Raw genomic sequence first — 12,731 nt, 5'->3', positions numbered from 1 at the left:
TTTTAAATTTATATATTTCCCATGTTTTTATAAGGATACGAATGTTTTAAGTATAAAAAAAGCCTGATTTTTTGAATCAGGCTGTAGTTTTTTCTTTTAGTTTTTATTGATCAGATTTTCAATGTCAAAGATTGAAATTTCGGGATTTCCACCTGCAGATCCGGCGACTAAAGCGCCTGTAGCACAAGCAAAATTTAAGGCAGCTTGCGGTTCTTTTCCATTTAAAAGTGACGTGACCAAAGCTCCTAAAAAGGAATCTCCTGCACCAACTGTATCTTCAACTTTTACGGTATAACCTTCGTTTTCGTAAAGGTGCTTATCCCATAAAAGTAAAGCTCCATCTTTTCCTCTTGTTACACAGATTGCTGTAGCATTGGTTAAAGAGCAAATGAAGTTCATGTTTTCTTCTAAAGTATTGTAAGGAGAATCTAATGCAGCACTTATTTCCATTAGCTCTTCATCATTAAATTTGATGAAATTTGCTGCCTGCATTAAGTGCTGTAGAATTTCGTAATCATAGTGTGGTTTTCGAAGATTGACATCAAAAACCTTATAAGTATGTGTGTGGAGTAATTCTTCTAATGCTTTTCTAGAAACTTCATCTCTGCAGACCAAACTTCCATAAATTAAAACATCTGAGTTTACGACTAATTCTCTCGTTTCTTCGTTTAGGATAATTTTGTCCCAAGCCGAAGGATAAAGAATCTCATAAGTAGCCGATTTGCTTTCGTCTAAAGTTACATTTACCAATCCTGTCGGGAAATCATCCGATCTCAAAATAGTATTTGTTTCTAGACCTAGTTTGCTGACTTCGTTTATAATTTCCTCCCCATCTGCATCATTTCCTACACAGCTAATCATATTAGAATCAACGCCTAAGGCTTTCATGCGAAGCGCTACATTTAATGGCGCTCCACCAATTTTTTTTTCATTGCCAAAAATATCCCAAAGTACTTCTCCGAAAGCGACAGCTTTTAGTTTTTTGTCGTTGCTCATTTTAATTTTCTCTTATTTGTAAATATTAAATCGAGTGATTAGAGTTTCACGCGATTTCATAAAAATAAAAAAGAATAACGGTTTCTGCAACCCAAATCTAAAAATCATAACAATCTGTTCACTTTGCAAATCATAAGGCTTTGATTTTTATTTGTTTACGATATAGCCCTGTTTTGTAAAATTATAATTTAATTGAAGATGAAAAGAATCAGGGGTTTCCTAGATTAGAAATCCCATTAAACTAATAGGCAGATTTCATTTCACTACAAATTTTTCCCAACTCATTACAAAATGTAATTTTTCGCATTTATTTTATAAAAAAAATAAATTTCAATATCCTAAATTTGGTCATAATGCAAAAAATCAAGACCATGGAAATCAATTTAATTTCAGATTCATTTTGGGGAAATAAGAAGAAAATCTCTCTCTGGGATCGATTATTCAGAAGAAATAAAACCGTAAGTAAAGCACTGACTACACCAGAGATTATTGGCCAAAATTGTCAAGGTTTGTTGCTAAAAAACGAAAATTTAAAATCTTTCCTTTTTTCGACAGATATGGCGCTTATTGAAAATAATGATGCCGATGCTATTTTGGCGGTTTATCCTTTTCCACCATCACCTAAAATAATCAAAACGCTGATAGATTTCTCTGGAAAACCTGTTGTCTGTGGTGTTGGAGGCGGAACAACTAAAGGGAAGAAGTCGGTAGAAATGGCAATTTATGCGGAAGAAGCAGGTGCATCGGGAATTATTGTAAATATTCCGTTTGAAAATAAGGACATCAAAAAAATAAGAGAAAAAATTGCAATACCGATTGTAGCAACTGTTGCTTCATCTGATTATGATTTTTTAAAAGGAAAAATCGATGCAGGAGTAAATGTTTTCCATGTTTCTGGAGGATCACATACTGCTAAAATTGTAAAAGAAATTACGGCTAAATTTCCCGATTTTCCTGTAATGGCAACTGGAGGGAAAAGTCTAAACAATATTGAAGAATCTATTCATTCGGGCTCAAAAGCAATTGTGCTTTCGCCACCATCCAATAAGGATTTGTTCAAAACCGTGATGGATAAATATCGAAATACGTTTGGCAATTTTTGATTTGATAATAAAGCAGATAAAATAAGAAAGGCAATCTCATACGATTGCCTTTCTTATTTTAAATTGGAAACTAATTAACCATGAGCTTCAACTGAAACGTCATTCCATTTTTCCCAGTTTTCTAATCTTTGCTCATAGCTTTGTTTTACGAATGGTAACGCTACTTTTCCTAGCAACAATCGTAATGGCGGATTTTCTGATTCGACCAAATTCACAACTGCTGGAGCTGTTGCCTGCACTTTACCGAATATGTTTTCTCTCTCAGCCAGAGCTTTTTTGATTTCGTCATAATAAGGTAAACTTTCGCTGGTAATTCCAGTATGCCAGATATTTGATTCATATCCGTTTGGTTCTAATAAAGTTACGTTGATTCCGAATTGTTTTACTTCAGATGCTAACGTTTCACTTAAACCTTCTACAGCAAATTTAGAAGCACTGTAAAGTCCCATTGCAGTTGGTAATGTTGCCAATCCTAAAATTGATGAAACTTGAATAATATGACCGTTTTTTTGCTCTCTCATAATAGGAAGCACGGCTTGAGTTAGCCATAATGTACCAAAGAAATTCGTTTCAAATTGTTCTCTAGCTTCGCTTTCGCTTGCTTCTTCCACTGCGCCTGTAAGTGCGTAACCTGCATTATTGATCAAAACATCAATTGTTCCGAAATGTTGTTTTACTTTTTGAACCACTTCTAGTGATTCTTGACGGTTATTTACATCCAATTTTAAAGGTAAAATCGCATTTCCGTATTTTTCTTTTAAATCGTTTAAGGTTTCAAGGTTTCTAGCAGTTCCTGCTACATTGTATCCTTTAGCTAAAAAAGCTTCTGCCCAAGCTCTTCCAAATCCTTTTGAAGCTCCTGTAATTAAAATTGTTTTTGACATGGTATTTGTTTTTATAATTAATTAATTTTAAAAAAATGACCAATCGGTCACTTTTAGGATAAAAAAAATTATATCAATTTTTCAGATATAATTTTTTTAAGCGTTTTTTCTATTGTTTTCATATTATCGTTATTGCCAGACATACGGGACATTAAATGGCCTCCTTCAAGCATGGCAAAAAGCGCGATGGCAAATTCTGATGCATTCCATTCAGGATCAAATTCTTTATTAGCGATTCCTTTTTCTATAATCGAAGTTAAAAGCTGCTGTCCACGTTTGATAGCGGTGTTTACTTTTTCTTTCACAATCGGGTTGGTGTCGTCGGCTTCGGTTCCAAAGTTTAGCAAAGGACATCCGCCAATTACCGGTGGATTGATCGGATTACTAAAAAACTCGATATAGGCAAAAAGCTGATCTTTGGCACTTTTTCCATCTCTAAGTGCCATTTCCAGTTTAGAACTTAGTATTTTCATATTATGATCTACGGCGGCACAAGCTAAAACATCTTTGTTTTCAAAATGAACGTACATGCTTCCTTTAGACAGTTTGGTTGCCTCCATAATATCGCTCATAGAAGTTGCTGCAATTCCTTTTGTGTTAAAAATAGGAGCGGCTTTTTCTATAATAAATTGTCTGGTTTCTTCACCTTTTGTCATGATAGGTTGTATTTAACGATGCAAATATATGACCGATTGGTCATATATGCAAATTTTTAATTGATTTTTTTAATTTAGAATACCGAAATGTTTTTAAACATATTATAAATTAGGAAGTCATTTCTCTATATTTGTTTGAGGTAATTCTACAATCTAAAGCTAAGAAATGAAAAAATTCGAATCGTACTGGAGAGATCTTAATATAGGATCTATTGTTAAAACCTACTTTGATATGAGGGATTTTGGAATAATTACCTATAAGTTTGATTATTTAGCTGAGCTTACTGAAAATAAACATCTTGCAGATTTTATTAAACATTCTATACAAGTTAGTATTCTTATAGAAGAAGGAGACGAGGAAGTTAATGATAAAATGGCTGAAATAGGAGAAAGAGAATTTCTTGATTTAATTAATACTACAGATTGGTACCTTATTAATGAGAAAGGAGAGAAAAAAATAATTCTTTGTCCGATGTTTCATGAAGATGATGGAATAACTTGGATGATAGATATGAAAGCTCTACAATCGTAATTGTAAAGCTTTTTTTGTTTCTTAATTCGCTCTATTCCTTTCATCTTCATTTCCAAAGTTTCTCTCTTTAGATTTTACACTTTGGTTTCCGAATTTGTAGCTTAAAGCAATTCTAAAAGCTCTTGAATCTCCATAATTTTTCATTGTATTTTTAATTCCGTTTGAATAATAAGAAATTAAAGGCTTTTGTGCATTCAATAAATCTTCTCCCGTTAAAGTAATCGAAAGATTCTTTTTTAAAGCTAGAAATTTCACTGAAACATCCAAAATATTCAAAGTCGAAATATTAAAAACCTGATAGCGTCCTGGCAATTGCAAACCATAATTTAAACCCAGAAAAAGAGTTTTAGATTGATTTACTGTGAAATCATTATTGGTGTAAATATAACCATTGTAACCATCTACAGAAGCAATTAAATTGGTTCTCGATTTTACATTTTGATAATTTAGATTGAATCCCATAAAGCTGTTCCACCAAGAATATTTATTGAAATTGTAATACGTTGAAAGACCGATTTGGTAAGTGTCGGCGTAATTGATTGGCGTACTTTTAGTGATATTGGTTTCGGGATCGACAATTGCTAATTCTTGCCCAAAATCAGAAACTTGAGAGAAATAAACATTATTTACCCATTTTTGATTGCGAATATAAGAGAATTGTAAATTGTCTATAATAGAAGGCTTCAAAAACGGATTTCCTTCAGAATAATAAAACGGACTTGTTCTAATCACAAACGGATTTAAATAATCAAAATCAGGTCTGCGGATTCTTCGGCTGTAATTGAAAGAATACGAATTGTTATCGTTTGCATTGTAAGTTACATAAGCGGTTGGAAACAATTTGATATAGTTGTTTTTGTTAGTTTGATCTAGGTTTTCAGAATAGCCTTCTGTTTGTGTTGCTTCGGTTCTTAAACCTATTTGCGTTTCCCATTTTTCGTTCAATTTTTTATTCGCAGAAAAATAGATTGCCTCGTTGTATTCTTTGTACGTGAATATATTAGAATAATTGGTGTCCAGAATTGGAGTTCCAGTTTCGTTGTCAAAAACCGTTAAATTATTTTTAGTATTCGTATAAAATCCTTTTCCGCCAAAGCTAATATTCGCCCAAGAATAAGGAATAGAAACATCTATTTTTGCAGAATAATTTTTCAATCGGTTTAAATTAGAATTAATTGCTGCAAAATAAGTTCCAGGAATATTTTCTTTCTGATTATCCATTTCATTTCCAGAAAATGCACGTGAATCGTCTTTTTGGTAGTCAAAATAATCCAAATCTACTGTAATGTTTTCCCCTTCATTATTTAAATTAAAAACGTTATTCCAGTTTACCGAATTCATCTGCGGTTTGTTCCGTGCATTTACATGAGACAATACATAAGAATTGATTTCTCCCGCAGTATTGTAACGAGTTGTGAGCGGATTATTTGCTGAATTTCTGTCATTAAAACTTCCTAAATATTTTACTCCAGAAGTCCAATTTTCAGTCATCTTATAATCGGCACCAAAACCAATGCTTAATAAATTTGTTTTTGATTTGGTTGCAATATCTTGCTTCCAAACTTCATTAGGATAATAAATTCGGTTATCTGAAGTCGTGCGAAATTGGTCTGTTCCTTTATTGATTGAAGCTTGAAGCGAAAGTTTATTGTAATTGTATATAAATAATCCGTTTATGTTTCCGCTTGCATAACTTCTTTGAGTATAAGTAGTTCCGAGATTAGCGGTCCACGAATTCGCTTTAGCAGTTTTCAATTTAATATTGATCAAACCACTATTTCCTTCCGCTTCATATTTTGCTGGAGGCGTTGTAATTACTTCAATACTTTTAATGTTATCTGCGGGAATCGATCTTAGAAATGCAACAAGATCTTCCTGAGTCATTTTATTTAAACGATCATCAATCATAACCAAAACTTCTCCTTTTCCAACAATAGAAATTGTTTCGTTCTGAACTCTCACTGTTGGGGTAGATTTTAAAGCATCCAAAGCAGTTCCACCAGTTGCAACAACAGAGTTTTCGACATTAAAAACCAAACGATCTACTTTTTGTTCTACCAATTTTTTTCTTGATTTTACAGTCACGCCATCTAATTGCACCAATTCTTTCACTTCAATTATTCCTAAATCAAGATCTTGATTTACGATTATTTCTTTGTTGCTAAATTCAGTTCCAAATTGTTCGATGATTAATCTATAATTTCCATTTTCAGTACTTAAAATAAAGTTACCTAAACTATCAGTTGAAGTTTGTTTGTACAAGATTTTATCTGCTTTTAATAAAGTTGCCGTTGCAAATTCAAGCGGTGTTTTGTTCTGATTGATGATTTTTCCTTTTACTAAATATTGTTGGGCAAATACGTTAATTTGAAATAGAAATAAGACTGATACTAAAATAATTCTGTTCATGGTTTGGATTTTAATTACAGGGCAAAACTGTTAGAATTAAAACCCAAAAACCACTTTTATCGACAAACCCCTTCGATTAATCTGCAAACCCGTTAAAAAGCTTTTTATTGAATGTATATCTTTGTTTTAAAAATATACCGAATGTATAAAGGAACCGTTACCAAAAAACTAGAATGTATAATTCATCTTATTTATTGGATTTTAATTTTCTATTTCACTTTCGTGAAAAACCCGATTGGAAGACAATTTTCTGTACCTGATCTTTTTCTTTGTACTTACTTTATCGTTTTTATTATTACGTTCTATTTTAATTATTTGATCGTAATGAAAACGGTTTTTAAGGCTTTTAAATGGAAAAGGCTTTTTGCAGGAGTTTTTGTTTCGTATCTCGTTTTTACTTTTCTGAGATTCTTTTTTGAGCAAATTGTAACCAAACTTTTATTTGATAAAGTAAATTATACCGATGTTAATTTTCTGAATTATATGCTCGACAATTTGCATTACAGCAGTATGGCGATTATTTTGAGTTCGTTTCTTTGGTTTGTTATTTATTCCATCCGTCTTTTAGAATATAACAAGCTTATTCTGGAAGAAAATAAGAATACCGAAATCAAATTCTTGAAAGCACAGATTAATCCTCACTTTGTATTTAATACTTTAAATAACATTTACTCCATGGTTTATTTTCAATCAGATAAGTCTTTGACTGCGATTGATAAATTGAGCCAGATTATGCGTTTTACAACGTACGAATCTCAGAAAGAAAAGATTAAATTATCAGACGAAGTTGATTATATAAAAGCGTATATTGAACTCGAACAATTGAGACATCAGGAAAATGTTCGAGTTGATTTGAATGTCGAAATCAAAAATGAATTTGAAGAAATTCCGCCATACATTTTGTCACCTTTGGTAGAAAATGCGTTAAAGCACGGAGAAGTTTCAGACTCAGAACCCATAGAAATTCAGCTAAAAGTTTCATCTGAAAAATTGATTTTTAAAGTGAAGAATAAAATCGGAATGCAGAAAAAAGACAGTTTGGGCGGAATCGGATTGGATAATTTGCAAAAGCGTTTAGAGATTCATTATCCCGAAAAGAACAAAATTAAAATCACCAAAGAGGAAAAACATTTTACGGCTGAATTAGAAATAGATTTAAAATGACTAAAAAAATAAACTGCATTATTCTGGATGACGAGCCGTTTGCTGTCAAATTAATTGCCGATTACGCTTCTAAAATTTCAAGGTTAAATGTTCTATATGCCGACAGCGATGTCTTTAAAGCGATTGAAGTTTTAAATACAGAATCGGTCGATTTGATTTTTATTGATATCCAGATGCCGCAATTAACTGGAATTGAATTGATGCAGATGTTCAATCAGAAATATAATTTTATCATTACATCGGCTTATCCACAATATGCGCTTGAAGCTTTTCAATTTCATGTTATTGATTATTTATTAAAACCCATTACTTTTAATCGTTTTTATCAAAGTGTAGAAAAGTTCATTCGCTGGCAGGAAACCTTTCAAACTACTGAAAAAGCGGGTGATGATTTTCTATTTGTAAAAGCGGACCGAAAGCACTATAAAATTGCTCTAAACGATATTTTATATATTGAAGGATTACGAGATTATATCCGAATTCATACGAATGACGAAAAGATCATGGCATTGGAGAATATGAAAGATATTTTGGAGAAACTTCCTAATCAGTTTATTCGAATTCATCGTTCGTATATTATTCCAAAGGATAAAATTAAGGTTATTGATGGAAATCAAATTCTAATGAAAAGCGGTAATGCATTGCCAATAGGAGAGACGTATAGAAAGTTGGTTAGTGAGTGGTTGGTGTGAGTTTATAATGTTTTGTAAATAGAGAATTAAAATAAAATAAAAAAGAAATGAAGAAATTCGAATTGTACTGGAGGGATCTTAATATCGGATCGATTGTTGAAACCAACTGGGATATGAGGAGTTCAGGAGATATTTCGTTTAAATTTGATTATTTGGCAGAGTCGTCTGAAAATGAACATTTAGCAGACTATATAAAATTCTCTATAAAAGATAGCATTTTATTGGGAGAAGGAGTTGAGGATGATGATTTGGTTTTGGCTCAATCAGAAGAGGAAAAAAAATATCTTGATTTAATAGTTGATACTACTACAGATTGGTACATTATCAATGAGAAAGGAGATAAAAGTATAATTCTTTGTCCCATATTTCATGAAGATGATCAAATAACCTGGATGAAAGATTCGGACTATTTTTAATTTTTGTTTTGATCCCTCTAATCAGCGAATGTTATTTGTGATTTAAAAATTTCGATATATTTACAAAAGAAAAATTCTGTTACTAATTTAGAAAACAGCTTAGAACTCATTTATATTAACACTACCAATGCATATTATTTATCAAAGCCCTAGAATAATTATCCGCGAATTTTTGCCTGAAGAAAAACAGACATTCTTTGATCTTTTTATAGACAAGCAGGTGACGCAATATCTTCCTGATACTTCACCAGAAAGATGTGCCGAAATGTTTAACGAACTTCAAGAAAATTATAAAAACAAAAATCTCAGCCGTTGGGCAATATTCGACCCTCTCGATAATAGTTTTATAGGAATGTGTGTTGCCCGCATTTTTGTACACAATACAGATCAGATAGAGATCGGGTATGTGCTTAGCAGAGCATACTGGGGAAAAGGTATTGCCACAGAAGTATGCAGGGCTATGACTCAGTATAGTTTTGAAAATACAAAGACAAATGAAGTTGTAGCCATAACAGATCTTGAGAATGTTGGATCGCAAAATGTGCTGCAAAAAGTTGGGTTTAAACGATTAAACAATCTGATAAGAAACGAGGAGGAGCTTGCTTATTTTAAGATAGAGAGATTGTAGTTTCATTTTATTTTTAAAATTTGGATAAAATCATCCCTACTTTTTTAGACTTTCCCATTTAAATTTTAAATTGCGCCTAAGTTAAAAAACTATGGACAGATACAGCTTTTTGGAAATAGCGGCACTTATAGGAATATTTTTGGTGCTGTTTCTTGCCTTATTTCTGTTTACCGTTAAGACAAAATATAAATTGGCAAATTGTCTTCTTGCCTTTTTTCTTTTTGCATGTGCTGTAGATGCATTGAAATTTTTAATGCGTGATTTCCCTGTTAATTACATCAATCTCGAAGCATTTCGATGGAGCATCAACTATTTGGCTCCAGCCTCTTTTTATCTCTATGTATTGTCGATCTGTTTTTCTGGATTTCGATTGAAACCGAAGCATTTACTGCATGCCATTCCGTTTGCCGCTTTCAATCTGTATATGATGACGGGGATATATTTTGAAGATAGAGCTGCAAAAGTGAGTTTCATAAACGCTATGAATCAGACGCCTGTCATGCAGTTTTTTTATTTTCTTTTCGAAATTTTATTTCAAGTTTATTTTATCGCTTCATTTTTGGCGGTTAAAAAAGCTAAAACCGTCTATCTCGAGAATTATACGAATCCGGATATCTCTTTGCTTAATGCGCTTTATAGAGTAACAATTCTATATTATGCTTTGCATTTTATAGTGCTTTTAAGGTGGCTGGTTACTTTTATCTTTGGTTTGGGAGAAGTAAGAGCTTGGGTTGTGACCCTTGATGGGTTTGCGTTTTTATTCTGCACTTGCTGGTATCTGTTTGCTGCGTTAAATAATCCAGAGTTTTTCAGGGGCATCAATTCTCAGTTTAAACCTATTGCAGATGCTGTCTCGAAACAGAAATCGCCTCCTGCAATAGATGAGGAAAAAAATAGGCAAATAGAATCCTTGAAAGATTTTATGATTGAAAAGGAACCTTACTTGGATTCTTCATTGACGATCCAGGATTTGGCTGAACAATTGAAAATGCCCGTTAAAGATTTGTCTGCGCTGATTAACCTATATATGGATAAGCGCTTTTTCGATTTCGTAAATGAGTATAGGATTGAAAAAGCTAAAGAAATTCTAAAAGATCCTCTGCAGAAAGAGCTTACCATTCTTGAAATTCTCTATAAGGTAGGTTTCAATTCCAAATCGTCGTTTAGCTCTTCTTTTAAAAAATATACCGGAAAAACTCCAACTGATTTTAGAAAAGACCCGAATTAATCCATTTTTTTCAAAGAAAAGGGTTCGACTTTTTTTAATCGGTCGCGTATTGAAGCTTTTTAAAGCATATTTGCAGAAAGTTTTAGACAATCAATCAAAATTCTATCTCCGAAAAATTTATTAAAAATGAAGATCAAGTTTTTATTATTGGCAGCCATTTTATCTGCAAATGTGCTTTCTGCCCAAAAATCAAGCGAAGTTAAAGAAGCGAAGAAGAAACCTCAAAATTCTATCCTACGACAGTCAACCGTTTTCAGCCAAATTGATTCCCTAATGGCAACGTCCTATGAAAGAGGGCTATTTAATGGGAACGTGCTTATCATAAAAAATGATAAAATTATCTATCAGAAATCATTCGGTTTTACCGATGAAACCAAGAAGACTCCCCTAAGCGACAATTCAATATTCAATATTGGCTCTATCGCAAAGGAATTTAATGCCGTTTCAATAATGATTCTAGCTGAACGCGGACTTCTTAATCTTGATGACAAGATATCCAAATTTGATTTGGGACTGCCGAAATGGTCAGAAAAAGTTACGATAAGGCATCTTATCAATTATGCTAGCGGCATTGCCAGAATTGACCCCATAGTGCCTAAAAATGACGAAGAGGCTTGGAAAATATTGAGAAACAGCGACAGTTTGCTGTTTGAGCCCGGAACTGCCTACAGGTATGACAATAGCAATGTGTTTTTACAGAGACGAATTATTGAAAAGGTATCCGGAATGCCATACCAGGAATTTGTTCTTAAAAATATAGTTGGACCGCTGAAAATGACAAACTCGGTATTTGATCCGAAATCTGGTTATAAAAATCGAACGTCTTGTTACGATTTGGATAATGCGAGATGTCCAGAATTGGAATTTATTAGCGGATGGCTCTGGACGGATACAAATGATCTTTATAAATGGATTGAAGAAATGAATAGCAACCGTCTGATATCCGAGAAATCCTTTCATACACTGCTAGAAAACCCATATGCAGTCGACGAAGGCGGATCGCTTGGTAGATATTTTGAAAAGGACGAGCTGCAGAGGCACAATGGGGTATCGTATAAATTTGAATCTATTTTCTTAAACGATTTTAAAAATAAGATAACGATAATCCTATTGTCCAATAATCTGAATAGGGTTTGGGATCTGGGCCACAGCATCCACAACCTAATGTTAGGAAAGGAATACGAAATTCCTAAAAAATCTATTCATTTGGCTATCAGAAAGGAAGCACTTAATGATGCGGAGAAAGGCATCGAGGCATACTATCTGATCAAAAAAAATTCTGAGAAGGAATACAGTTTTGGGAATCCGAGCGAACTCAATGCATTAGGATATGAACTACTAAGAGCCGGAAAAACTAATGGGGCAATAGAGATATTTAAATTGGCAACAAAAGAGTTTTCTGCAAATGCCAATCTGTTTGACAGTTTAGGTGAAGCCTATTATGTTAATAAGCAGTACGATTTGGCATTAAACAGCTATGCAAAAGCAATAAAACTTGGCGGAACAAACGGAAACGCAGAAAAAATGATAGAGAAAATCGAGAAAATAAAAGTAAATAATTAGTCATGGCATAAACTTGGCTTTTATCACAAGAGGGAATTATTGAATTCCCTCTTGTACTTTTAGTTAGTTATAATTTTTATCTTTTTTATCAGACTTATTTTTATTTTTGATTTTAACTGGTGACGGGGGAATGAGAAGATTATTTAGGGACAATTTATTTCTAAGGATTAAATAAGATTAGTAGAATTATTGGTAAGGGTTGTGGTTTCGCTGCTATTTTACGTTCTAATTTGTTGAGGAAATTTAAATCCTAAAATGTCGTTGGACTGAAGTTCAAAATTGATTTATTTCTTTAAGATATTGTTAGTTCTTCCAGCTGGATAGAATATTGAATTAATTGTATTTTAAATTTGATTAATTTGATAGAATTAATATATTTACATCGAAATAAAATCTGACAAATTTTTATTAATGATACCGTGATTATGATTTTAAAATACATCTAAATCAATTTGCAAAA

Annotated in this window: 12 protein-coding genes; 8 read left to right on the top strand and 4 right to left on the bottom strand. The window is 32.7% G+C overall.

All coding sequences use genetic code 11. The features are described 5' to 3' along the window. Nucleotides 1–96: 96 nt before the first annotated feature. Nucleotides 97–996 (bottom strand): carbohydrate kinase family protein, encoded by a 900-nt coding sequence (locus tag NCC77_RS22615; RefSeq protein ID WP_250837584.1) that lies wholly within the window; start codon nt 994–996, stop codon nt 97–99. Nucleotides 997–1,367: 371 nt separating this feature from the next. On the opposite strand from NCC77_RS22615, the gene NCC77_RS22610 reads away from it, so the two are divergent. Then, entirely contained in the window at nt 1,368–2,099 is a 732-nt protein-coding gene (locus NCC77_RS22610; protein WP_250837583.1) for a beta/alpha barrel domain-containing protein, read from the top strand. A 74-nt stretch (nt 2,100–2,173) separates the two neighbouring features. Here the strand turns inward: NCC77_RS22610 and NCC77_RS22605 are convergent, their stop codons facing one another. Further along, nucleotides 2,174–2,983, bottom strand: coding sequence for an SDR family NAD(P)-dependent oxidoreductase (locus NCC77_RS22605; RefSeq protein WP_250837582.1), 810 nt, complete (start codon nt 2,981–2,983; stop codon nt 2,174–2,176). Between the two features lie 68 nt (nt 2,984–3,051). Then, nucleotides 3,052–3,639, bottom strand: a complete 588-nt coding sequence (locus tag NCC77_RS22600; protein WP_250837581.1) for a TetR/AcrR family transcriptional regulator — start codon at nt 3,637–3,639, stop codon at nt 3,052–3,054. A 166-nt stretch (nt 3,640–3,805) separates the two neighbouring features. Here NCC77_RS22600 and NCC77_RS22595 point away from each other — a divergent pair, with 166 nt between their 5' ends. After that, the gene (locus NCC77_RS22595) at nt 3,806–4,171 is read left to right on the top strand and encodes a hypothetical protein (RefSeq protein ID WP_250837580.1); all 366 of its coding nucleotides are present in this window, start codon (nt 3,806–3,808) and stop codon (nt 4,169–4,171) included. A gap of 21 nt (nt 4,172–4,192) precedes the next feature. Here the strand turns inward: NCC77_RS22595 and NCC77_RS22590 are convergent, their stop codons facing one another. Further along, on the bottom strand, nt 4,193–6,580 hold the full coding sequence (locus NCC77_RS22590; RefSeq protein ID WP_250837579.1) for an outer membrane beta-barrel family protein: 2,388 nt from the start codon (nt 6,578–6,580) through the stop codon (nt 4,193–4,195). A 141-nt stretch (nt 6,581–6,721) separates the two neighbouring features. On the opposite strand from NCC77_RS22590, the gene NCC77_RS22585 reads away from it, so the two are divergent. The 6 genes from NCC77_RS22585 to NCC77_RS22560 all read left to right on the top strand — a co-directional run bounded on the left by NCC77_RS22585 (nt 6,722) and on the right by NCC77_RS22560 (nt 12,271). Beyond that, complete coding sequence (locus NCC77_RS22585) at nt 6,722–7,744, top strand: sensor histidine kinase (protein ID WP_250837578.1); 1,023 nt, start codon at nt 6,722–6,724, stop codon at nt 7,742–7,744. Further along, complete coding sequence (locus NCC77_RS22580; RefSeq protein WP_250837577.1) at nt 7,741–8,436, top strand: LytR/AlgR family response regulator transcription factor; 696 nt, start codon at nt 7,741–7,743, stop codon at nt 8,434–8,436. The genes NCC77_RS22585 and NCC77_RS22580 overlap by 4 nt, the downstream gene beginning before the upstream one ends. Nucleotides 8,437–8,483: 47 nt before the next feature. After that, complete coding sequence (locus tag NCC77_RS22575) at nt 8,484–8,852, top strand: hypothetical protein (RefSeq protein WP_250837576.1); 369 nt, start codon at nt 8,484–8,486, stop codon at nt 8,850–8,852. Nucleotides 8,853–8,979: 127 nt separating this feature from the next. Then, nucleotides 8,980–9,480, top strand: coding sequence for a GNAT family N-acetyltransferase (locus NCC77_RS22570; protein ID WP_250837575.1), 501 nt, complete (start codon nt 8,980–8,982; stop codon nt 9,478–9,480). Between the two features lie 91 nt (nt 9,481–9,571). Further along, a complete protein-coding gene (locus NCC77_RS22565) occupies nt 9,572–10,708 on the top strand; it encodes a helix-turn-helix domain-containing protein (protein ID WP_250837574.1) in 1,137 nt (378 codons plus the stop codon). Nucleotides 10,709–10,834: 126 nt separating this feature from the next. Then, nucleotides 10,835–12,271 (top strand): serine hydrolase, encoded by a 1,437-nt coding sequence (locus NCC77_RS22560; protein WP_250837573.1) that lies wholly within the window; start codon nt 10,835–10,837, stop codon nt 12,269–12,271. The last annotated feature ends 460 nt before the right edge of the window (nt 12,272–12,731 follow it).

Source organism: Flavobacterium tyrosinilyticum, assembly GCF_023656565.1.
In the GTDB taxonomy this organism is placed as follows: Bacteria; Bacteroidota; Bacteroidia; order Flavobacteriales; family Flavobacteriaceae; genus Flavobacterium; species Flavobacterium tyrosinilyticum.
Note: the sequence above shows the minus strand (reverse complement) of the source record. Positions and strands in the feature narration are given on the sequence as shown.

Coding starts and splice junctions, on each gene's coding strand:
- NCC77_RS22590 (WP_250837579.1), bottom strand. CDS start 6,580: ATGAACAGAATTATTTTAGTATCAGTCTTATTTCTATTTCAAATTAAC.
- NCC77_RS22615 (WP_250837584.1), bottom strand. CDS start 996: ATGAGCAACGACAAAAAACTAAAAGCTGTCGCTTTCGGAGAAGTACTT.
- NCC77_RS22610 (WP_250837583.1), top strand. CDS start 1,368: ATGGAAATCAATTTAATTTCAGATTCATTTTGGGGAAATAAGAAGAAA.
- NCC77_RS22595 (WP_250837580.1), top strand. CDS start 3,806: ATGAAAAAATTCGAATCGTACTGGAGAGATCTTAATATAGGATCTATT.
- NCC77_RS22570 (WP_250837575.1), top strand. CDS start 8,980: ATGCATATTATTTATCAAAGCCCTAGAATAATTATCCGCGAATTTTTG.
- NCC77_RS22600 (WP_250837581.1), bottom strand. CDS start 3,639: ATGACAAAAGGTGAAGAAACCAGACAATTTATTATAGAAAAAGCCGCT.
- NCC77_RS22560 (WP_250837573.1), top strand. CDS start 10,835: ATGAAGATCAAGTTTTTATTATTGGCAGCCATTTTATCTGCAAATGTG.
- NCC77_RS22575 (WP_250837576.1), top strand. CDS start 8,484: ATGAAGAAATTCGAATTGTACTGGAGGGATCTTAATATCGGATCGATT.
- NCC77_RS22565 (WP_250837574.1), top strand. CDS start 9,572: ATGGACAGATACAGCTTTTTGGAAATAGCGGCACTTATAGGAATATTT.
- NCC77_RS22605 (WP_250837582.1), bottom strand. CDS start 2,983: ATGTCAAAAACAATTTTAATTACAGGAGCTTCAAAAGGATTTGGAAGA.
- NCC77_RS22585 (WP_250837578.1), top strand. CDS start 6,722: ATGTATAAAGGAACCGTTACCAAAAAACTAGAATGTATAATTCATCTT.
- NCC77_RS22580 (WP_250837577.1), top strand. CDS start 7,741: ATGACTAAAAAAATAAACTGCATTATTCTGGATGACGAGCCGTTTGCT.